This window comes from Pseudomonas putida NBRC 14164, from assembly GCF_000412675.1.
Classification (GTDB): domain Bacteria; phylum Pseudomonadota; class Gammaproteobacteria; order Pseudomonadales; family Pseudomonadaceae; genus Aquipseudomonas; species Aquipseudomonas putida.
This window is the reverse complement of sequence record NC_021505.1, coordinates 395,547-417,612: the sequence shown is the minus strand read 5'-3', so window position 1 is coordinate 417,612 and position 22,066 is coordinate 395,547. Positions and strand designations below refer to the sequence as shown.

Genomic DNA, 22,066 nt, shown 5'->3' with positions numbered 1-22,066 from the left:
TGATAATTCTGCTAGTTGTGCATGGCCTTGCAAACATCAAGACTGAGGCAGACCGTCTTGCGAGGCCAGCCCTGTGTCAGTAGCAATGTTTACGTACTGCCCATATGGGCAGAGTAATAACTACACAAACCAGAACGCTGTGCTTGGCTTTAATGGTGAGCGATATGATCTTGCCGCCCGCGCCTATGCGTTGGGCCAAGGCTACCGCAGCTATAGTCCTGTTCTGATGCGCTTCCATGCTCCGGACCACCTCAGCCCGTTTGAGCAGGGCGGGCTCAACGCTTACGCTTTTTGCGAAGGTGACCCGGTCAATTATCAAGACCCCACAGGCCATATGCGAGGGGCGAGTATATGGCTAACTCCAAAGAAAGCGTTCAAACGCCTGATATCGATTTTTGATCGACCCGCTCCTCCTACTGTTGGGGTCGAGGTAATACCGGGCACTCTGACCACGCCGGTCACAGCGATCAAAAAAATAACACGATTCAGTAATCTACCCTTACGCATAAACTATACAGATGAAGCAGAGCTGACTAGACTTGACCAGTTTCGATACCGGGCAGAACTTATAAAATATTACGAAAGAGAGCTCATGAAAAATGAGCCATTGCTAAATAAGTTCGCTGACCTCCGCAAAAAAATCGAAATGCGCGCGTCCAATGGAATTGAGATTGACGTAGCAGATGAAGAAAGATTTGGAATTCTTGAAAATACGAAACAACGATTTGATCAACTCAGAAAGGAGATCCGTAAAACCCGCTCAATTTAAATATGAGACTAAAGAAAAGGGCACTGATCTCGCGCCTAAGCGCTGACTATGAATACGTTTCAGTGCCCTCTATTTTTTACACCGAAGGGGCTGGTGTAGATGCCGGCGCGGTCCACAGGCTACTCAGGTTCTGCAACAATGACCCAGCAATCCCCTGCTGCCCCAAATACTGCAGAATCAGTGGCGCAAACTGCCCGATCATCCCGGTATCCATCCCCAGCGCCTTGAACGCACTGTCCAGGTCGCTGCGGTTTTCCACGTTGTTGCCCAGCGCGTTGCTCAGGGCCGACTCGCTTTCGCTGTTCTTGCCCAGCAAATCGCCGAACCCACTTAACCCGCCCAACGCATTCGCACCGGCCAGCAGGTCCAGCCCTGGCACTGCCTTGGTCAGTTGGCCGTAGTCATCGCTGCTCAGGTTGTTGCGCGCCAGCCCCAACATCGCCCCAGCTCCGCCCACGGCCTGTTCGGGGGTGATCTTCAATTCGCTGCCCAAGGTGTTCAGCAGATTGGCCTGTGCCTCGGGAGCCTGTACTTGGCCCTGCTGCTTCTGAGTTTGCATGGCGGACACGGCGTTGGCAGCATCGCTGAGGTTGAAGGCAAACACCGGGCTTGCGGCCAGGGTCATAAGGGTTGCCAGGGTGAATGCTTTCATCGGGAGGGACCTCGTGGGCCGGGATGGCCTGGGAAACGAGGGTTTTGACTTAAGGTTTCACGGTTTGTTCCGGGCCGGTTGTCGAGGCTATCAAACAGCCCAGGTCAGTGGTACCAACCTGTCATTTCTATCAGTAGCGCTATGCGTTCGACATCCTAATACTGGTAACAACAATTCACATCAAGCAGGCCAAGATGATGAAGCAGCACCCTGATTCTGACCGCACACCTCATTCCTCTGCCTACACGCCGTACGGTTATGCAATCAATGCACCCGCAGAGCAACGTCTCTTGGCGTTCAATGGCCAGCTCCGAGATGCATTTACAAGTTTCTATGCCCTTGGTAACGGTCATCGCATTTACAATCCCGTCCTGCAGCGATTTCACTCAGCTGACAGATTAAGTCCGTTTGACGCAGGTGGTATTAATGCATATGCCTACTGTAGTGGCGATCCAGTCAATCGGTTAGATCCATCAGGTCAAAGTTGGCTGAGTCCAATTAAAGGCATCGCCAACCTATTCGGGCGGACCAGAAGTCGTGATAGAGCTCAAGCCCAAGCACAACTGCAACCCGAACTCACCCCACAAGAACTACAACCTGCTCGACAACAGGGCACACAGCCCCCATCCTTTGCTCAAGCTGAATCGGAGAATCTACTGCTTCCGAACTATCAGTATTTTGAAGACAACTTTCCTCCACGGATACAGCAAGGCCTTTCCAAGATTCGAGAGCGTAGAAGAATAATCCATGCTGACTTGAGATATATGAGAATACATCCCGACAACGCCCCTGAGCACATGAAGGAAGAACTGAAGCGTCTCGGTGAATTATCGTTGCGCCTTCGCAGTCGCTTACGCAGCGATCTAACGCAACCCGTCAATTTCTCGCCAAAGTATTCAACTGCCATTAATGAAATTTCGCCACCAGCTCCAGAACCTAGTCGTATCAGGCGTTAATGTTCCGCGGGCAGATCTACTGCGAAGCTTCCCCAGGAACTTGGTGCAAGTGCTCGTACCGTCGGGGGCTGCTTCGCACCCCTTTCGCGACACAAGGCCGCTCCTACAATGGGCGAGGCAGACTTTAAAGTCGGTAATGCAGCCGTAAAAAAGCCCCTCTGGAGAGGGGCTTTCTGTCCAAGTGAATTAAATCACGCCGCGCCCCACATCTTGTGCGGGTCAATCACAAACTTCTTCGGTACACCCGCATCAAACTCGCCATACCCTTCTGGCGCCTGATCCAGGTTGATCACCTGCACCCCCACCACTTCAGCAATGTTGATACGGTCCCACATGATCGCCTGCATCAGCTGGCGGTTGTACTTCATGGTCGGGGTCTGGCCGGTGTGGAAGCTGTGCGACTTCGCCCAGCCCAGGCCGAAGCGGATGCTCAGCGCGCCGATCTTGGCAGCGGCATCTACCGCGCCTGGGTCTTCGGTTACGTACAGGCCCGGGATACCGATGTTGCCGGCCACGCGGGTCACTTGCATCAGCGAGTTCAGCACGGTGGCCGGGGCCTCGTGCTTGGCACCTTCGTGACCATGGCCACGGGCCTCGAAGCCGACGGCGTCGACGGCGCAGTCCACTTCCGGCTCACCGAGGATGTCGATGATCTGCTCGTGCAGCGGGGTGTCCTTGGACAGGTCGACCACTTCAAAGCCTTGCGACTTGGCGTGGGCCAGGCGGGCCGGGTTCAGGTCACCGACGATGACGCAGGCCGCGCCCAGCAGGCGGGCCGAGGCAGCAGCGGCCAGGCCGACCGGGCCAGCGCCCGCAACGTAAACGGTGCTGCCTGGGCCTACGCCAGCCGTCACGGCACCGTGGTAGCCGGTAGGCAGAATGTCGGACAGGCATGTCAGGTCACGGATCTTTTCCATGGCCTTGTCGCGGTCCGGCAGTTTCAGCAGGTTGAAGTCGGCGTATGGCACCAGCACGTACTCAGCCTGGCCGCCGGTCCAGTCGCCCATGTCGACGTAGCCGTAGGCACCACCGGCGCGGGCCGGGTTGACGGTGAGGCAGACGCCGGTGTGCATCTCTTTGCAGGAGCGGCAGCGGCCGCAGGCAACGTTGAACGGTACCGACACCAGGTCACCGATTTTCAAGCGTTCGACGTCACGCCCGATCTCGACAATTTCACCGGTGATTTCGTGGCCCAGAACCAGGCCGACCTGGGCAGTGGTGCGGCCACGGACCATGTGCTGGTCAGAGCCGCAGATGTTGGTGGAGACCACCTTCAGGATGACGCCGTGCTCGATCTTCTTGCCACGCGGGTCCTGCATTTTCGGGTAGTCGATGTGTTGCACTTCGACCTTGCCGGCGCCGAGATATACCACTCCACGATTGCCAGACATGCTCTTACCTCGCTTGATTTTTATTTATGCAGCGGTGGTTGAACGCGCCGCCATCCATGGGCGGCTTGTGTTACTGGAATGCAGGGAATTGTGGGCCTGATAGGCCGGGGTGCGCTGACTGGAAGCGACAGGGGGATGTCTTTTAGCGGCAGGTACAAAGGTGTGAGGCCATTCGCGGGCAAGCCCGCTCCCACAGGCTCACCGCTCTTTCGAACATGGCGATGAACCTGTGGGAGCGGGCTTGTCCCGCGAAGAGGCCGGTACAGGATGTCAGAGCACGACCGTGCGGTTGGCGTTGAGGAACACCCGCCGCTCGATGTGATAACCCACAGCCCGCGCCAGGGTCAGGCATTCGATATCCCGCCCCTTGGCAATCAGGTCTTCCGGATAGTGGCTGTGGTCCACCACCTCGACGCCCTGGGCAATGATCGGCCCTTCGTCCAGGTCGTTGTTGATGTAGTGCGCGGTGGCACCGACCATTTTCACGCCCTTGTTGTACGCCTGGTGGTAAGGCTTGGCGCCTTTGAACCCTGGCAACAGCGAGTGGTGAATGTTGATCGCCCAGCCATCCAGGCGCCGGCACAGCTCGGGTGACAACACCTGCATGTAACGGGCGAGGATAACCAGCTCGGCACCTGTCTCCTCGATCACCTGCAGCACCTTGCGCTCTTGCCCCGCCTTGTCATTGGGGTCAAGGGCGAAGTGGTAATAAGGAATCTTGTGCCAGTGCGCCAGGGGCTCGAGATCGGGGTGGTTGGAAACCACCGCTACCACGTCCATGCCCAGCTGGCCAATGCGCTGCCGGTACAGCAGGTCATTCAGGCAGTGGTCAGCCTTGGACACCATGATCACCACCTTGGGGCGGTGATTGGGTGCGGTCAGCTCGAAGGCCATGCCGAACGCTTCGCTGCGCTCGGCCAGGCCGGCACGGAAGCCCGTTTCGTCGAAATCATCCGGCTGGCGGAATTCGACGCGAATGAAGAAACGCCCCGACTGCCGGTCATCGAAGGAGTGGTGCTCCGTCACGTAGCAGCGCTGCTCGAAGAGGTAACGCGTCACCACGTCGACGGTGCCGAGCATGCTCGGGCAGTCGGCGGTGAGAATCCAGGTATCCGGTGCCCGACTCATGTTCTGCTCTCCTTAAGCTTCGATGCTCAGGCCGTATTCGGCCGAAGCGTCCTGCAGCCACAGCCACCAGTAGTCGGCGAAGCTGCGGCGAATCACCAGCTCCCAGGTGTCTTCGGCGGTACGGCGGATCACCAGTTGCGACTTGGCGAACACGGTGCCCACGGCCTTGCCCACCGGGAAGTTGTTCGGGTGAACATCATAGCTGGTGGATTTCATCAGCACTTCGCGCACGTTCGGGCCGCGCAGTTCCAGCAGGCTTTGCCCGCCGCTGACGTTGACCACCTGGATGTGCTGGCCATCAAGGGCCGCGCGCAGCTTTTGCTCGACCGCCAGTTCCTGGCCACCGGGCACGATCAGCAGCCACTCGTCGGGGCCAACCCATTGCAGCGACATGTCGTTGTTGGCGACCACGGTCAGGGCCACTGGCAGCTCCAGGCCCAGGGCCTTGTGCACGCCGGCGGCGAATTCCGGGTTGTGGCCGTCGCCACGCAGGGTCAGGTGGCCAAGGAACTTGCGTTCACGCAGGGTCACGCCTGCGTTCTTGCGGCCTTTGCCAACCAGGCTGGCCAGGTCGGCGTGGTGCAGTGGCGACTGGGCCTTGGCCTCGGCGCCGGGGTTTTGCTGGAAGACGTTGATAGCGCTCATTTCTTACCTGCCTTGAATTCTTGTTCGTCGATGCGACGCAGCTTCTGTGTGGTGGCTACCGGCCCTATCGCCGGCAAGCCAGCTCCCACAGGGATTTCACCCACCTTCAAAGCTGCATCGATCCTGTGGGAGCTGGCTTGCCGGCGATAGGCCTGGCCTGCCCCCCACAGGGCCCGGAGTCAAACGTTCTGCCGCTCACCCTTCGGATCGAAGAACACCGAAGACACGATTTCCGCCTCGATCACGCTGCCATCTGCCTGCGGCGAGTAGACACGCTCGCCCATGCGCTTGAGGCCGCCTTTGACCACCCCCATGGCGAACGAGTAGCCCAGGGAGTTGGACGCGTAGCTGGAGGTAACGTGGCCAACCATGTCCATCGGGATCGGCTGTTTGGGGTCGAACACCAGCTGGGCGCCTTCCGGCAGCCACTTGGTCGGGTCGACCGGCTTCAGGCCTACCAGCTGCTTGCGGTTCTCGCGCACGCAGTCTTCGCGGTTCATGCCACGCAGGCCGATCCACGAATATGGTTTGTTGCGGCCCACACACCAGCTCATGTTCAGGTCGTCCGGGTTCATCGAACCGTCGGTGTCCTGGCCCACGATGATGAAGCCCTTCTCGGCACGCAGTACGTGCATGGTCTCGGTGCCGTACGGGGTCAGGTTGTACTTCTTGCCCGCCTCGATGATCTGTTCCAGCACGCCCATGGCGTAGTTGGCCTGCACGTTGACTTCGTACGACAGCTCACCGGTGAACGAGATACGGAACACACGGGCCGGCACGCCGCCGACGTTGCCTTCCTTCCAGGTCATGAACGGGAAGGCTTCCTTGTCCATGTCGATGTCGGTCAGCTCGCTGAGCAGCTTGCGGCTGTTGGGGCCGGACAAGGTCATGGTGGCCCAGTGGTCGGTAACCGAGGTGAAGTACACCTTCAGCTCCGGCCATTCGGTCTGGTGGTACAGCTCCATCCACTGCAGCACACGGGCGGCGCCACCGGTGGTGGTGGTCATGATGAAGTGGTTGTCGCCAACGCAGGCGGTTACGCCGTCGTCGAAGACCATGCCGTCTTCCTTGCACATCAGGCCGTAGCGGGCCTTGCCCACGTCCAGCTTGGTCCAGGCATTGGTATAGATGCGGTTGAGGAACTCACGGGCGTCCGGGCCCTGGATGTCGATCTTGCCCAGGGTCGAGGCGTCCAGCAGGCCCACGCTGTCGCGCACGGCCTTGCACTCGCGGGCCACGGCGGCATGGATGTCTTCACCGGCTTTGGGGAAGTACCAAGGGCGCTTCCACTGGCCGACGTCTTCGAACTCGGCGCCGTTCTTCACGTGCCAGGCATGCAGGGCGGTGAAGCGCACGGGCTCGAACAGGTGGCCACAGTGACGGCCCGCTACCGCGCCGAACGTCACCGGCGTGTAGTTGGGGCGGAACATGGTGGTGCCCATTTCCGGGATGGTGATGCCGATCGAACGGGCGGCGATGGCCAGGCCGTTGATGTTGCCCAGTTTGCCCTGATCGGTACCGAAACCCAGCGCGGTGTAGCGTTTTACGTGCTCGACCGACTCGAAGCCTTCACGGGTGGCCAGCTCGATACCTGCGGCGGTCACGTCGTTCTGCTGGTCGACGAACTGCTTCGGCCCCTTGCTGCCTTTGTCGTGCGGCACCTGGAACAGTGCCACGGTGGCCTCTTCCTTGCGCGCCACGGTTTTTGGCAGGGTGCCGACAGAGGCCTTGAAGCCCGCCTCGGTGGCTGCGCGAACGCCGCCTTCGAAGCCATCGGCAATCACGTCACCGAGGGCGTAGACGCCATTGATACCGCCCACGCACTCGCGTTTCTGCGGCGCATCGCCCGGTACGAAGCCGAGGATGTCGTCACGCCACACTGGGCGACCGCCCAGGTGCGAAGCCAGGTGCACGATCGGGCTGTAGCCACCGGAGGTTGCGATCAGGTCGCACTCAAGGGTTTCGCCTGGGCTGGTGACTTTGTGCGCCTGCACATCAATAGCCGCCACGCGGGCGCCGGTGACATGCTTGCTGCCTTTGGCCTCGACCACGGCGCTGGAGGTGAGGATGCGGATGCCTTTGGCACGCGCTTCTTCAACCAGCGAGCCACGTGGGTTGTGGCGGGCGTCGGCGATGGCGACCACTTGCAGGCCAGCGTCGTGCCAGTCAAGCGCAGCGCGGTAGGCGTGGTCGTTGTTGGTCGACAGCACCAGCTTGCGGCCCGGTGCCACGCCGTAGCGGCGAACGTAGGTGGACACAGCACCAGCCAGCATGTTGCCCGGTACGTCGTTGTTGCCGTACACCAGCGGGCGCTCGTGGGCGCCGGGCGCCAGTACCACGCGCTTGGCGCGTACACGGTGCACACGGTGGCGTACCTGGCCGATCGGGGCGCGGTCGCCGAGGTGGTCGGTAAGGCGCTCGTGAATGGTCAGGAAGTTGTGGTCGTGGTAGCCGTTGACCGTGGCACGTGGCAGCAGGGTCACTTCCGGCAGGCCTTCCAGCTCTTTGATCACGGCGTTGACCCAGTCGGCGGCAGGCTTGCCGTCGAGGGTTTCGCGGCTGTCGAGCAGGCTGCCGCCAAACTCTTCCTGCTCGTCAGCCAGGATCACACGGGCGCCGCTGCGCGCAGCAGCCAGTGCAGCGGCCAGGCCAGCAGGGCCGGCGCCGACGATCAGCACGTCGCAGTGCTGGTTCATGTAGTCGTAGCTATCCGGGTCGTTCTGCAGCGGTGCACGGCCAAGGCCTGCCGCTTTACGGATGTACTTTTCGTACGTCATCCAGAACGATTTCGGGTACATGAAGGTTTTGTAGTAGAAGCCCGGCGGCATCATGCTGCCGCCCACCTTGCCGAGGATGCCCATCACGTCATTGTTGACGTTCGGCCAGCCGTTGGTGCTGGTGGCGACAAGGCCTGCGTACAGCGCTTGTTGAGTAGCGCGCACGTTGGGGATCTGGGTGGCTTCGCTGGAACCGATCTGCAGGATGGCGTTCGGCTCTTCGGTACCGGCAGCGATGATGCCGCGTGGGCGCGAATACTTGAAGCTGCGGCCGACAATGTCTACGCCGTTGGCCAGCAGTGCGGCGGCCAGGCTGTCACCGGCATAACCCTGGTAGGTCTTGCCGTTGAAAGTGAAGTTCAGGACCTTGCTGCGGTCGATGCGGCCGCCGCTGGCGAGGCGATAGGTCTGGCTCATACTTTTTCCCCTTGGCCTTTGACGGTCGACGGTGCGTTCGCAGCTTTACCGTTGGCGGTCACTTGCGGCTTTTCGCCAATCTTGTAGGTTTCCAGAATTTCGTAGGTCACGGTGTCGCGGGTGACGTTGAAGTACTGGCGGCAACCGGCAACGTGGTCCCACAGTTCATGGTGAATACCGCGTGGGTTATCACGGTAGAACATGTAGGTACCCCACTCCTCGTCGGAGCAGGCGGCAGGGTCCAGCGGGCGGGCGATGTGCGCCTGGCCAGAGGCGTGGAACTCTTCTTCGGAGCGCAGCTCGCCGCAGTGGGGACAGAAAATATGCAACATGACGGTGTCTCCGGTTAGTGGGCGACGGCGGCGGCGCCGTGTTCGTCGATCAGTGCGCCGTTGTAGAAACGGTCCATGGAGAACGGCGCGGCCAGTGGGTGCATTTCGCCCTTGGCCAGGCTCGCGGCGAAGACGTTGCCCGAACCCGGGGTCGCCTTGAAGCCGCCAGTGCCCCAACCGCAGTTGAAGAACATGTTCTTGACCGGGGTCTTGGTGATGATCGGGCAGGCGTCCGGCGAGGTGTCGACGATGCCGCCCCACTGGCGGTTCATGCGCACGCGAGAGAGGTTGGGGAACATCTCCACGATGGCCTGCAGGGTGTGCTCGATCACCGGGTACGAACCGCGCTGGCCGTAGCCGACCCAGCCGTCGATACCGGCACCGATTACCAGGTCGCCCTTGTCGGACTGGCTGATGTAGCCGTGCACGGCGTTGGACATGATCACGCTGTCGATGATCGGCTTGATCGGCTCGGATACCAGCGCTTGCAGCGGGTGCGATTCCAGCGGCAGGCGGAAACCGGCCAGCTTGGCCATGTGCCCGGAGTTACCCGCGGTGACCACGCCGACGCGTTTGGCGCCGATGAAGCCTTTGTTGGTTTCCACGCCGATGACCGCGCCGTTTTCCTTGCGGAAGCCGATCACTTCGGTCTGCTGGATCAGGTCCACGCCCAGGGCGTCGGCAGCGCGGGCATAGCCCCAGGCCACGGCGTCGTGGCGGGCCACGCCACCACGGCGCTGAACGGTTGCGCCAAGGATCGGGTAACGGGTGTTCTTCGAGCAGTCCAGGTACGGGATTTCGGCCGCGACCTGGGCGGTGTTCAGCAGCTCGCCATCGACACCGTTGAGGCGGTTGGCGCTGACGCGGCGCTCGGAGTCACGAATGTCCTGCAGGGTGTGGCACAGGTTGTACACGCCGCGCTGGGAGAACATGACGTTGTAGTTGATGTCCTGGGACAAGCCTTCCCACAGCTTCATGGCGTGCTCGTACAGCTGCGCCGACTCGTCCCACAAGTAGTTGGAACGCACAATGGTGGTGTTACGGGCGGTGTTGCCGCCGCCCAGGTAACCTTTCTCGATCACGGCAACGTTGGTGATGCCGTGCTCTTTGGCCAGGTAGTAGGCCGTGGCCAGGCCATGGCCGCCACCGCCGACGATAACCACGTCGTAAACCTTTTTAGGGGTTGGCGTGCGCCACATGCGCTGCCAGTTTTCGTGGTGGCTGAGGGAGTGTTTGAAGAGGCCGAAGCCCGAGTAGCGTTGCATGGTCGTTTACTCCACTCAGCGGTAAACAGGGAAGTCTGCGCACAGCGCCGCGACGTTCTTCGCCACATCGGCTTCGACGTCTGCGTCACCGAGGTTGTCGAGGATGTCGCAGATCCAGCCGGCCAGGGCCACGCACTGCGCAACCTTGAAGCCGCGGGTGGTGACGGCCGGGGTGCCGATGCGCAGGCCCGAGGTGACGAACGGCGACTGCGGGTCGTTCGGCACGGCGTTCTTGTTGACGGTGATGTGCGCGCGGCCCAGGGCGGCGTCGGCATCTTTGCCGGTGAGGCCCTGGCGGATCAGGCTGACCAGGAACAGGTGGTTGTCGGTGCCACCGGACACCACGTCGTAGCCGCGGTCGATGAACACCTGGGCCATGGCCTGGGCGTTTTCGATCACTTGCTGCTGGTAGGCCTTGAAGCCAGGCTCCAGCGCTTCCTTGAAGCACACGGCCTTGGCGGCAATCACGTGCATCAGCGGGCCGCCTTGGGCGCCCGGGAATACAGCGGCGTTCAGCTTCTTCTCGATCTCTTCGTTCGACTTGGCCAGGATCAGGCCGCCACGAGGGCCGCGCAGGGTCTTGTGGGTGGTGGTGGTCACCACATCGGCGAACGGGATCGGGTTCGGGTACAGGCCAGCGGCAACCAGGCCGGCTACGTGGGCCATGTCGACGAACAGCAGCGCACCGACCTTGTCGGCAATGGCGCGGAAGCGTGGGAAGTCGAGGGTCTTGGAGTAGGCCGAGAAACCGGCAACGATCATTTTCGGCTTGTGCTCGACCGCCAGGCGCTCGACTTCGTCGTAGTCGATCAGGCCGGTGTCGGTGTTGATGCCGTACTGCACGGCGTTGTACAGCTTGCCCGAGGACGACACTTTTGCGCCGTGGGTCAGGTGACCGCCGTGGGCCAGGCTCATGCCGAGGATGGTGTCACCGGCTTGCAGCAGGGCCAGGTAGACGGCGCCATTGGCCGACGAGCCGGAGTGCGGCTGGACGTTGGCGTAGTCGGCACCGAACAGCTGCTTGGCGCGCTCGATGGCCAGGGCCTCTACTTTGTCCACGTGTTCGCAGCCACCGTAGTAGCGCTTGCCCGGGTAGCCTTCGGCGTATTTGTTGGTGAGGCCGCTGCCTTGGGCCTGCATGACGCGCTGGCTGGTGTAGTTCTCCGAGGCGATCAGCTCGATGTGATCTTCCTGGCGCTGTTCTTCGGCATTCATCGCCGCCAGCAGTGCGTCGTCGTAACCCTGGATCTGGTCTTGCTTGCTGAACATCGTGTATCTCCCGGCAGCGATCGTTTTTTGTCGTGGGGCACTGTGGCCCTTTGTGGCGATGGTATGACTGGCGGGGGCGGGTCAGATGCCTGCGCACGCCTTGCAATGGCGCGTTTACGACATTCTCTTTGTGCCGCCCATGCTGGCCCCTTCGCGGGCGCGCCCGCTCCCACAGTGATTGGCGTGTGCAGGACCATTGTGGGAGCGGGCGTGCCCGCGAATAGGCCGGCCCAGAATGAACAGAAATCGCTGTACCGGTTGTATAGGCAAGTGCTGAATCGATGGTTTAGAGTGCTGTTCTGCGTCGTTCACAGGACCGTGTCATGACAGATAAGAGCCAACAATTCGCCAGCGACAACTATTCCGGTATCTGCCCCGAAGCCTGGGCGGCGATGGAGAAGGCCAACCACGGCCACGACCGCGCCTATGGCGACGATCAGTGGACCGAGCGCGCCTCGGAATACTTCCGCAACCTGTTCGAAACCGACTGCGAGGTGTTTTTCGCCTTCAACGGTACCGCAGCCAACTCCCTGGCCCTGGCCTCGCTGTGCCAGAGCTACCACAGCGTGATCTGTTCCGAGACTGCCCACGTCGAAACCGACGAATGCGGCGCGCCGGAGTTTTTCTCCAACGGCTCCAAGCTGCTGACGGCGGCCAGCGTCAACGGCAAGCTGACCCCGCAGTCGATCCGCGAAGTGGCACTGAAGCGCCAGGACATCCACTACCCCAAGCCACGCGTGGTGACCATCACCCAGGCCACCGAAGTGGGCACCGTATATCGCCCCGATGAGCTCAAGGCCATCAGCGCCACCTGCAAGGAGCTGGGCCTGAACCTGCACATGGACGGCGCGCGCTTTACCAATGCCTGCGCGTTCCTGGGCTGCAGCCCGGCTGAGCTGACCTGGAAGGCCGGCGTCGACGTGCTGTGCTTTGGCGGCACCAAGAACGGCATGGCGGTGGGCGAGGCGATCCTGTTCTTCAATCGCCAACTGGCCGAGGACTTCGACTACCGCTGCAAGCAGGCCGGGCAACTGGCGTCGAAAATGCGCTTCCTGTCCGCGCCGTGGGTGGGCCTGCTGGAAGATGGCGCGTGGTTGCGCCATGGCAACCACGCCAACCATTGCGCGCAGCTGCTGGCGTTGCTGGTGAGTGACTTGCCGGGGGTGGAACTGATGTTCCCGGTGGAGGCCAACGGGGTGTTCCTGCAAATGCCGGAGCACGCGATTGAAGCGCTGCGCGCCAAGGGCTGGCGGTTCTATACCTTTATCGGCAGCGGCGGGGCGCGGTTCATGTGTTCCTGGGATACCGAGGAAGAGCGGGTGCGCGAGCTGGCGGCGGATATCCGCAGCATCATCACCGCCTGACAGGCCCCAATCGCCGGCAAGCCAGCTCCCACATGGACCACACAAGGCTCAGGCCTGCGGTGATCCTGTAGGAGCTGGTTTGCCGGCGATGAAGCCCACACCGATCTAAAGCCTGAACCCGCCCATCTGCCGAGCCAGGTCATCAGCCAAGCCACGCAACGCCTGGCACTCCTCACGGCAGCCCTGCACCTCTGCCGCCGTCTCCCGCGCCAGGTCGGAAATGCCCTGCACCGTGCGGTTGATTTCCTCAGTCACCGCCGACTGCTCTTCGGTCGCCGTGGCCACCTGATGGTTCATGTCGCTGATGTGTTCCACCTGGTCGGTAATCGCCCCCAGCGACGCCCCGGTACGCTGGCTCGATTCCACCCCACTGCCGGTCGCCTGCTGCCCCGCCTGCATCGAGCTCACCGCCGAACCCGCGCCCTGCTTCAGGCGCTGGATCATCTGTTGCACTTCGTCGGTGGATAGCTGCGTGCGCCGCGCCAGCGTGCGCACTTCGTCGGCCACCACAGCAAATCCGCGGCCCATTTCCCCTGCCCGCGCAGCCTCGATAGCGGCGTTCAGCGCCAGCAAATTGGTTTGCTCGGAAATACTGCGGATAACCGCCAGCACTTCATCGATAGAGGCGACTTCGTTGGCCAACTGGCTGACTGCATCGGCTGCCTTGCCGATGTCGCCCGACATGCCCTCGATGCCCTGAATTGAACGCCGTACCACCTCGCGCGCCTGCAAGGCCTCATCCCGTGCCGACTGCGAGGCCTGAGCTGCATCACCGGCATTGCGGGCAATGTCCTGCACGGTCAGGCCCATTTCATGTACGGCAGTGGCAACCATTTCGGTCATTTCCTGCTGTCGCCCGGAGCGCTCGGCCGTGTTTTCCACCACCTGGGTCACCTGCTCAACCGCCCGATGCAGCCGTTCGGAAGTCTGCAACACCTCGCCAATCAGGCTGCGCTGGCTGTCGAGAAAGCGGTTGAAGCCCCGGGCCAGGTCACCCAGTTCGTCCTGGCGCGAATCATCCAGGCGGTGGCTAAGGTCGCCTGCGCCACTGCCAATCTGCACCAGCGCAGCGGTAACGCGGCGCACAGGGCGCACCAGGCCTCGCGCCAGCAGCACCACCAGCAGCAGCGACACAAGCGCCACGGCGCCACCGATCAGGCTGGTCAGCCATACCGCCTGATGCATTTGTGCGTAGATTTCCGACTCCGGCACCTCGGCCACCAGCGTCCAGTTGAGGTCACGCAGGGGCAGGCCCAGCGCCAGGTAGCGCTCGCCGTCACGGCTGAAACGGCTGTTGCGCAGGCCTTCGCCGCCGGTCATCACGGCCTTGGCAGCATCCGTGCCGAGCTGCTCGGCGAGCTGGCGCTTGCCGCTGAAAGCAGCGTCCGGGTGCACCTGGATCAGGCCGTCGTTACGTACCAGGAAGACCTTGCCATGCTCGCCAAAGCTGAAGTCGTGAATCAGCTGCGACAGCTCGGTCATGCGCAGGCCCATGCCGGCCACGCCCACCAGCTTGCCGGCCTTTTCCACGCGATAGTCGATAAACAGCGCCAGCTCGCCAGTGGCACCGTCAATGTCGATATTGATAAACCGTTCGGCGCCGCTGTCGATGTAGCCGTAGAACCATTTGTCCTTGGGGTTGCTGCGGCTGAGGGTGCGGTCCAGGCCATTCTCGTTGTAGTAGTGGCCGGTTTCGGTCGAGGCAAACAAGGTGGTGAAGGCCCGGTTACGCTGTTTGGCGGCGCCCAGGTATTCGATGAATGCCGCAGCCTGGGCGGGGTCTTCGCCGGCCGCCAGCCAGTCGCGCAGCAGGGTGTTGCCGGCAATGTCCGCCGCAGCCACCAGTGGCTGGCCGAGCATGCGTTCGATGTCGTTGCGGATCGCCTCGACACTGGCGGGCAGGGCAGTGTCGACCAGGTAGCGGTCGGTGAGGCGGTTGAGCGCCACGGTGAAGATGATGACCACCACCAGGATGCTGGCCAGCAGGGCGGCGCCCATGCTGGTGATCAACTGCCACTGGATGCTTTTACGCCAGATACGCATGCCCCTACTCCCCCGCACATTATTGTTTTGCGAGAAGTGTATACACTTGCGTATCCAGTTAATCCAGTGACCTGGAACAATGAGTTGGGCTTTGGGGCTTTGGGGCTGCTGCGCAGCCCATTCGCAGCACAAGGCTGCTCCTACAGGGGAAGGCATAACCCTTGGAGGAGCGGCCTTGGGCCTTTCAGCTATCGATCAGGACTCTGCAATAGTCCGCACGATGGCGTCCACCGTGGCGTCGATCTGCGCCTGAGTACGCGCAAGGGTCTGCTGGTGTTCTTTCTGCAGTTCAACCTGTTTGGAGCACAGGTTAAGGGCAGCCAGCACCAGCAATTTGTCACCGATCAGGGTCGGGTACTGACGCTTGGTTTCGTTCAGGGCGGTGTTGAGCATCCGCACCGCCTGGGCCAGGGTTTCTTCCTGGCCTTCGGGCGCCTTGATCGAATAGTCGATGCCGAGAATCGACACGACATTGACCGGCTGCTCTTGCAATCTCATGCGCCAACAACGCCAGCGCTGGCGCGATCAACCAGGGCCTGCAGGCGAGCGGCGGTGCTGCCGTTCTTCTCTTCCTGCTCCATCAGCGACAGCTGCAGGGTTTCGTTCTCTTCCTTGGCCTGGGCCAGTTGCGTGCCCAGGGTGGTGTTCTGCTCGGTGAGTTGAGCGTTTTTCTGCATCAGGTCGCTGACCAGTTGCTCGATTTGATTCAGGGAAGCTTCCAGCATGGGTCTATCTCAGGTTGTTGCGAGGGGCGCACACGATAAAGAAAAGCGCGGCCCATCGCCATTAAAAATCGGATTCACAAGGTGTCTGGCCCGCAGATTGACAGGGTAATCACCCCCTTGTTCCGACCTGGGTCAACCGCCGGTCAGGAAAAGGTTAGCTACCTCACAATTTTTGCGGGTTGCACTCAAGACTGGCCAGTCACGACCGATAGCCCGGCAAGTCATGTTTTGTCGCACTTTGCGCACTCTTTATCCCTTGCCTGGATCCTCCTCTCCATGTCTCTACGTAACATGAATATCGCCCCGCGCGCGCTGCTCGGCTTTGCGCTTATCGGCCTGCTGATGCTTGGCCTCGGGGTCTTCTCGCTGGTGCAGATGGGCAACATCCGTCAGGCGGGCGTGGCCATCGAGCAAGTCAGTGTGCCCAGTATCAAGATCCTCGACGAAATCACCGCGCTTAACCTGCGCATGCGCACCCTCTCCTACCGCCTGCTGACCAACCGCGAGCCTGCAATCCAAAGCGATACCCTCAACCTGCTGGCCCAGCGCAACAGCCAGATCGACCGCGCACGCCAGGCCTACCTGCCAATGATCGGCGCCGCCGACGAACAGGCCGCGTTCGACCAGTACGGCCAGTTGCTTGAACAGTACCGCCAACTGGAATCGCGCATGCGCAGCCTGAGCCAGGCCGACCGCGTCGACGAACTGCGCGACCTGCTCAACCGCGACCTGTTGGCCAACTCCGAACAGATCAACAAGGTCATGGACACGCTGGTGCGCATCAACACCGACCAGACCCGCGCCACTAACGAGAAAGCCGCCAGCCAATACGCTGCGGCCTTTGCCTTGGTTATCGGCCTGCTGGTTGCCGCCACCGTGCTGACCTTCGCCTGCGCCTTCCTGCTGACCCGCAGCATCGTCAAGCCGATCGATGAGGCGCTCAAGTGCGCAGAGCAAGTCGCCGACGGTGACCTGACACATGTCATCCGCGCCGAGGGTACCGATGAAGCCGCGCGTTTGCTGCGCGCCATGGCCCGCATGCAGGACAAGCTGCGCGACACCCTGCAGCAGATAGCAGGCTCTGCCACCCAGCTGGCCTCAGCCGCCGAAGAGCTGAATGCCGTTACCGACGAAAGTGCCCGTGGCCTGCAACAGCAGAACAACGAGATTGAACAGGCCGCCACCGCCGTCACCGAAATGACCAGCGCTGTGGAAGAAGTGGCGCGCAACGCCGTGAGCACCTCGGAAGCGTCCAGTGAAGCCAGCCGCTCCACCGGTGACGGTCGCGACCTGGTGATGGAGACTGTGGGCGCCATCGAGCGCATGAGCGGTGATGTGCAGGCCACTGCCAAACTGATCACTCACCTGGCTGAACAGTCACGCGACATTGGCAAGGTACTCGACGTGATCCGTGGCCTGGCCGACCAGACCAACCTGCTGGCGCTCAACGCTGCCATCGAGGCGGCGCGTGCCGGCGAAGCGGGCCGTGGTTTTGCCGTGGTTGCGGATGAGGTGCGCGCACTGGCGCACCGCACCCAGCAGTCGACCAGCGAAATCGAGCGGATGATCGGCAGCATTCAAGGCGGTACGGAAGAGGCTGTGGAATCGATGCGCACCAGCACCGAGCGCGCCGAGTCGACGCTGAACATCGCCAAAGGGGCCGGCATGGCGCTGGACACCATTGCCGGTGCGGTCGCGCAAATCAACGAACGTAACCTGGTAATCGCCAGCGCGGCGGAAGAGCAGGCGCAGGTGGCGCGGGAAGTGGACCGCAACCTGGTGAACATCAATGACCTGTCGGTGCAGAGCGCTACCGGTGCCCATCAGACCAGTGCGGCGAGTGCAGAGCTGTCGCGCCTGGCGGTTGACCTTAATGGTCTGGTAGCCCGTTTCCGCACCTGAAAAAGTCGGGGCCGCTTTGCGGCCCATCGCCGGCAAGCCAGCTCCCACATCGACCGCGTGTGCAGTACCTGTGGGAGCTGGCTTGCCGGCGATGGGCTGCGAAGCAGCCCCCGGCAATCTCGGATCAGTGGATCAGTAATCGATCCGCACATCCCCTTTCGGCACACTGCAGCACGACAGGATGTAGCCCTCGGCTTCATCCTCTTCGGTAATGCCGCCGTTGTGCTCCATCTCTACTTCGCCGCCCAGTTTGAGCACCTTGCAGGTGCCGCAGATGCCCATGCCGCAAGCTTTCGGGATCATCAGGCCAACTTTGGCTGCCGCAGCATGCACGGTCTCGCCCGGGGCAACGCGGATGCTCTTGTCGCTGCCGATGAACTCCACCAGGTTGAGGTCGGAAATATCCAGCTCCGGTGCATCGGCCGCCTGCTCTGCGTGCTCCACTGCATCGGCCTTGGCTTCTGGTGGCGTCGCGCCGAACGACTCCTCGTGGTAGTTCTTCATGTCGAAGCCGGCCGCTTCGAGCATGCGCTTGACTGCCGTCATGTAAGGCGTCGGGCCGCAGCAGAACACCACGCGCTCCATGTAGTCAGGAGCAATCAGCTCCATCAGCCGCTGGTTCAGGTAACCGCGGTACCCCGCCCATGGCTCGCCCAGGCCATGCTTTTCGCAAATGATGTGCAGGCTGAAGTTGGGGATGCGCGAAGCCATCTGTTCCAGCTCGCGGTGGTAGATGATGTCTTTCGGCGAACGGGCGCTGTGCACGAACACCATGTCGACATTGGCGTTGGTGTCGTAGAACCAGCGCGCCATCGACATCACCGGGGTAATGCCCACACCGCCCGACAGGTACAGCGCCTTGCCCGCCGGGAAATCGATGGCGTTGAACAGCCCCACCGGGCCATGCACCGGCAGCTCGGCGCCTTCGTGCATGGTGTCGTGCAGGAAGTTTGACACCAGGCCGCCCGGCACGCGCTTGACGGTGATCGAGAAGCTGTACGGCACCGACGGCGAACTGGAGATGGTGTAGGAGCGCATCACCGGCTTGCCTTCGATCTCCAGCTCCAGGGTGACGAACTGCCCGGGCTTGAAGAAGAACATGATCGGCTGATCGGCCATGAAGCAGAACGTGCGCACGTCCCAGGTCTCCTGGATGACCTTGACGCAGCGCACGATGTGGCGGCCGTTGGCCCAGGTCTGGGTGGTGACCGGATTGAGGAAGGTATCGGACATGTTCATCTCCAGCAGCCGACTATCGGGCTTTTTATGGCTTGGATAATGCGCAAGCTGAGAGCGACGTACATTCCTGCCAGCGACATCGGCGTGCTTATCGCGACCAGCCCCGCGCTACAAGGGCTGGCGCGTCGTAATTCAATTCGGCCATGTCGCCCATGGATACGGTTCGCGGCGTCTTCGGACGCACACTCCACGGCAAATAAACAAGCCTGCTGTTTAAACAAAAAGCCGCTGATAACCGCCTTGCGGCAACAACAACGATTAGCCACCTTTTGCCGGCCGCACACGGCCCCGAGGAATACACGATGGACGTCACCGCAACCCTGAGCCTGGGCGATCCACTTGAACCTGCACGCAAGGCTACCGCCGAGATGCTGCAGACCCGCGAGCGCACCTACTCGCTGCCCCAGCCTTTCTACACCGACGAGCGTCTGTTCCAGATCGACATGCAGGAGATCTTCCAGAAAGAATGGTTGATCGCTGGCATGACTTGCGAAATTCCGGCGAAAGGTAACTACATCACTTTGCAGATCGGCAAAAACCCGATCCTGGTGGTGCGTGGTGCCGAAGGCAAGGTGCACGCCTTCCATAACGTCTGCCGCCACCGTGGTTCGCGTTTGTGCGTCAGCGACAAAGGCAAGGTGGCCAAGCTGGTCTGCCATTACCACCAGTGGACCTACGAACTGGACGGCCGCCTGCTGTTCGCCGGCACCGAAATGGGCGCCGACTTCGACATGAAGGAGTACGGCCTGAAGCCGGTGCATGTGAAGGTGGCCGGTGGCTATATCTTCATCAGCCTGGCAGAAAACCCGCCTGCCATCGACGAGTTCCTGGCTACCCTGGAACACTACATGGAACCGTACGACATGGAGAACACCAAGGTGGCGGTGCACACCACCTTGATGGAAAAGGCCAACTGGAAGCTGGTGCTGGAGAACAATCGCGAGTGCTACCACTGCAGCGGTTCGCACCCGGAGCTGCTGCAAACCCTGCTGGAGTGGGACGACACCAACGACCCGCGCGCCAGCCAGGAATTCAAGGACCATGTGGCCGCTTCGGCCGCCGCCTGGGAAGCCGAAAAGATCCCGTACCTGCACAAGAGCCACGGCCTGCGTAACCGTATCGTGCGCATGCCGCTGCTCAAAGGCACGGTATCGATGACCATGGACGGCAAGCAGGCCTGCCAGAAGCTGATGGGCCGCATCAAGAACCCGGACCTGGGCTCGATGCGCATCCTGCACCTGCCGCACTCGTGGAACCACTGCATGGGCGACCACATGATCGTGTTCACCGTGTGGCCGATCAGCGCCCAGGAAACCATGGTCACCACCAAGTGGCTGGTGCACAAGGACGCCGTGGAAGGTGTGGACTACGACCCAGAGCGCATGCGCAAGGTGTGGGACGCCACCAACGACCAGGACCGCCGCCTGGCGGAAGAAAACCAGCGTGGCATCAACTCCACGGCGTACCAGCCGGGGCCTTACTCGAAGACTTACGAGTTTGGTGTGGTGAACTTCATTGACTGGTACAGCGACCGTGTATTGGCCAACTTGGGTGCAGAGCCTGCTCCATACCTGAAAGAGGTGAAGGCGCAGTGAGTATTTAGCGTTAGGCTGCCGCGCTCCACTTGCCTGGCGAGTTGGAGCGCGTCGGCCGACGTTTGGACACCCGCGCCTGACGCTACACGGTGACGTCGTGCGGGGTCGGGCGCGCTGACCTTATCCTTTCCGCTACTGCTGTAAACCCCCGGCCCACGTTAGCGAACACCTCGTCCACCATCGTCACATCCATGAAAGTCTCCAGAGCGACCACGGGAATTTCACGTGGGTTTGCCCATAAGTAACTCCCTACCTCACGTGCTGCAGCAAAGTTACCTATCGAACCGCCGCTCAGGTTGGTAACTGAATTCACCACGCCCAATACATCTGTTGCTGTCTGGAAGGCAGGCGTCACACCAGAGATCGCAGCAGCCAACTGCCCAGCTACCCCAGCGCTCCCGGTTATGAAAAACTGCTGATTCGAGACCCTGGATGCATGAGGCAGCTCCTGATGGCGCACGGAGGGCACAGGCCCGCCTCCCCCCGGAGGGTTATTGTTGGCCCAGAAAGCGGCCCTGCGCCCCACTACATTCTTGGCAGTACGTGCCAACGAGCCGAACAACGTAGCACCGCTGGACGCCACGCCAACGATTCTGAGCACGACGCCCCAGAACGCCCCGCTCGGGTCATGGCGATTCACGGGATCGCCGCCACAATAGGCGTATGCATGGATACCTCCCTTGCCGAACGGGCTTAGCGAGTCAGAGCTGATGAACCGCCTCAGGCTCGGACTGTAGAAGCGGCGACCATTGCCCAGCGGATAACAGCCTGTCAGCGGATCCGGATGCTGACCACAGAAAGCCAACCCTGGTATCAGTGCCGCGCTCAAGGCACCGTAAGGCGAAAAAGCGCGCGCCTCGTGACGCCCCCTACCCAGTACAGAGTGCTGGCGGTCGATGCTTAGCAGGAATGTCGTCATGGTTATCCACAAGTCACGAAGCGTGTGGACAGGGTAATGAGGAAAATTGCGTTTGCGTACTGGCAAAAATAGCAGGCCGGCAACTGGTCACTATTCAACCAATCACGTCAAGGCCTCATGCTTTCTGGGCTACAGCGATGTTCATACAACTTGTCCACAGAGACACCAACAGAGTTTGTGAGCAAAACGCGGCAATGCAGCCTCTGGTCTGTGGATAAACGACTCAAGGCCTTGATAATCATGGATCAGGAGGCATTCACCCCTATTTGATCATTTTCTGATCAACTCCTCACACGCCATGACCTGCGCGGCTTTCAGGCAGTGCCGAACAGATTATCCACAGACCCGCTAACAGCGATTGTGGGCAAAACCCGTTGGAGGCACGCATGTCTGTGTCTGAGGAGCCGGCTCAGAGTTGATCAGTTTATGATCAAAACTCTGTAAGCCCCTTTATATATGGCCCCCAGCCATACACCAACACTTTATCCACACCTTGGCGAACAGATTCCGTGGGCAAAATACAGGCGTACCTGATAGTGCTGCCAGTTTCGTGAAATGCAGCGATGTGCTGGGGTAATGGTTACTACTTGGGCATTACCCAGGAGTGACTTATACACAGCCGCCAGGAGGGCACTGTGAAGTGGTTCGATGAAGGGCGGGGCATTGGGGTAGTGGGCG

At 61.1% G+C, this 22,066-nt stretch carries 18 protein-coding genes and 1 pseudogene; 6 read left to right on the top strand and 13 right to left on the bottom strand.

The genetic code is table 11. The annotated features are described in order from the left end of the window. The first annotated feature begins 73 nt into the window (after window positions 1-73). Entirely contained in the window at window positions 74-769 is a 696-nt protein-coding gene (locus PP4_RS29760; RefSeq protein WP_016497633.1) for an RHS repeat-associated core domain-containing protein, read from the top strand. A 76-nt stretch (window positions 770-845) separates the two neighbouring features. On the opposite strand, the gene PP4_RS01810 is transcribed toward PP4_RS29760, so the two are convergent. Next, entirely contained in the window at window positions 846-1,421 is a 576-nt protein-coding gene (locus PP4_RS01810) for a DUF2780 domain-containing protein (protein WP_016497632.1), read from the bottom strand. Window positions 1,422-1,615: 194 nt separating this feature from the next. Here PP4_RS01810 and PP4_RS29755 point away from each other — a divergent pair, with 194 nt between their 5' ends. Beyond that, on the top strand, window positions 1,616-2,377 hold the full coding sequence (locus tag PP4_RS29755; protein ID WP_080642752.1) for an RHS repeat-associated core domain-containing protein: 762 nt from the start codon (window positions 1,616-1,618) through the stop codon (window positions 2,375-2,377). 191 nt (window positions 2,378-2,568) lie between these two features. On the opposite strand, the gene fdhA is transcribed toward PP4_RS29755, so the two are convergent. From fdhA to PP4_RS01775, 7 genes are all read right to left on the bottom strand, one after another. Then, a complete protein-coding gene (fdhA, locus tag PP4_RS01805; protein ID WP_016497631.1) occupies window positions 2,569-3,768 on the bottom strand; it encodes a formaldehyde dehydrogenase, glutathione-independent in 1,200 nt (399 codons plus the stop codon). 270 nt (window positions 3,769-4,038) lie between these two features. Continuing rightward, entirely contained in the window at window positions 4,039-4,896 is an 858-nt protein-coding gene (purU, locus tag PP4_RS01800) for a formyltetrahydrofolate deformylase (RefSeq protein WP_016484540.1), read from the bottom strand. 12 nt (window positions 4,897-4,908) lie between these two features. Further along, entirely contained in the window at window positions 4,909-5,541 is a 633-nt protein-coding gene (locus PP4_RS01795; RefSeq protein WP_012270121.1) for a sarcosine oxidase subunit gamma, read from the bottom strand. Window positions 5,542-5,720: 179 nt separating this feature from the next. Beyond that, window positions 5,721-8,735: a sarcosine oxidase subunit alpha gene (locus PP4_RS01790; RefSeq protein WP_016497630.1), complete on the bottom strand. Its 3,015-nt coding sequence runs from the start codon at window positions 8,733-8,735 to the stop codon at window positions 5,721-5,723. Then, window positions 8,732-9,067, bottom strand: coding sequence for a sarcosine oxidase subunit delta (locus PP4_RS01785; RefSeq protein ID WP_016484537.1), 336 nt, complete (start codon window positions 9,065-9,067; stop codon window positions 8,732-8,734). The genes PP4_RS01790 and PP4_RS01785 overlap by 4 nt, the downstream gene beginning before the upstream one ends. A gap of 14 nt (window positions 9,068-9,081) precedes the next feature. Beyond that, the gene (locus PP4_RS01780; protein ID WP_016484536.1) at window positions 9,082-10,332 is read right to left on the bottom strand and encodes a sarcosine oxidase subunit beta family protein; all 1,251 of its coding nucleotides are present in this window, start codon (window positions 10,330-10,332) and stop codon (window positions 9,082-9,084) included. A 15-nt stretch (window positions 10,333-10,347) separates the two neighbouring features. Then, a complete protein-coding gene (locus PP4_RS01775; RefSeq protein WP_016497629.1) occupies window positions 10,348-11,601 on the bottom strand; it encodes a serine hydroxymethyltransferase in 1,254 nt (417 codons plus the stop codon). A 323-nt stretch (window positions 11,602-11,924) separates the two neighbouring features. Between PP4_RS01775 and PP4_RS01770 the strand changes: the two genes are divergently transcribed. Beyond that, window positions 11,925-12,965 (top strand): threonine aldolase family protein, encoded by a 1,041-nt coding sequence (locus PP4_RS01770; RefSeq protein WP_016497628.1) that lies wholly within the window; start codon window positions 11,925-11,927, stop codon window positions 12,963-12,965. 105 nt (window positions 12,966-13,070) lie between these two features. Here PP4_RS01770 and mcpH read toward each other — a convergent pair whose 3' ends face one another. The 3 genes from mcpH to PP4_RS01755 form a co-directional block, all read right to left on the bottom strand. Next, window positions 13,071-15,008, bottom strand: a complete 1,938-nt coding sequence (gene mcpH / locus PP4_RS01765; RefSeq protein ID WP_016497627.1) for a methyl-accepting chemotaxis protein McpH — start codon at window positions 15,006-15,008, stop codon at window positions 13,071-13,073. A gap of 195 nt (window positions 15,009-15,203) precedes the next feature. Next, window positions 15,204-15,506 carry a cell division protein ZapA gene (locus PP4_RS01760; protein ID WP_016484532.1) on the bottom strand — a complete coding sequence of 101 codons (303 nt, stop codon included), beginning with the start codon at window positions 15,504-15,506 and terminating at the stop codon, window positions 15,204-15,206. Next, window positions 15,503-15,733 (bottom strand): hypothetical protein, encoded by a 231-nt coding sequence (locus PP4_RS01755; protein WP_016497626.1) that lies wholly within the window; start codon window positions 15,731-15,733, stop codon window positions 15,503-15,505. Before PP4_RS01755 ends, PP4_RS01760 begins: the two co-directional genes overlap by 4 nt. Window positions 15,734-16,009: 276 nt before the next feature. Between PP4_RS01755 and PP4_RS29750 the strand changes: the two are divergent. Both PP4_RS29750 and PP4_RS29745 read left to right on the top strand, forming a co-directional pair. Beyond that, window positions 16,010-16,780: pseudogene (locus PP4_RS29750) on the top strand (MCP four helix bundle domain-containing protein); the annotation flags it as partial. Next, the gene (locus PP4_RS29745) at window positions 16,763-17,635 is read left to right on the top strand and encodes a methyl-accepting chemotaxis protein (RefSeq protein WP_408002852.1); all 873 of its coding nucleotides are present in this window, start codon (window positions 16,763-16,765) and stop codon (window positions 17,633-17,635) included. The pseudogene PP4_RS29750 and the gene PP4_RS29745, both read left to right, overlap by 18 nt. Before the next feature lie 132 nt (window positions 17,636-17,767). Here PP4_RS29745 and gbcB read toward each other — a convergent pair whose 3' ends face one another. Then, window positions 17,768-18,868: a glycine-betaine demethylase subunit GbcB gene (gene gbcB / locus PP4_RS01745; RefSeq protein WP_016497624.1), complete on the bottom strand. Its 1,101-nt coding sequence runs from the start codon at window positions 18,866-18,868 to the stop codon at window positions 17,768-17,770. Between the two features lie 308 nt (window positions 18,869-19,176). On the opposite strand from gbcB, the gene gbcA reads away from it, so the two are divergent. Further along, window positions 19,177-20,469, top strand: coding sequence for a glycine-betaine demethylase subunit GbcA (gene gbcA / locus PP4_RS01740; protein ID WP_016484527.1), 1,293 nt, complete (start codon window positions 19,177-19,179; stop codon window positions 20,467-20,469). Window positions 20,470-20,551: 82 nt separating this feature from the next. Here gbcA and PP4_RS01735 read toward each other — a convergent pair whose 3' ends face one another. Next, window positions 20,552-21,388, bottom strand: a complete 837-nt coding sequence (locus PP4_RS01735) for an RHS repeat-associated core domain-containing protein (protein WP_041167495.1) — start codon at window positions 21,386-21,388, stop codon at window positions 20,552-20,554. Between the last annotated feature and the right edge of the window lie 678 nt (window positions 21,389-22,066).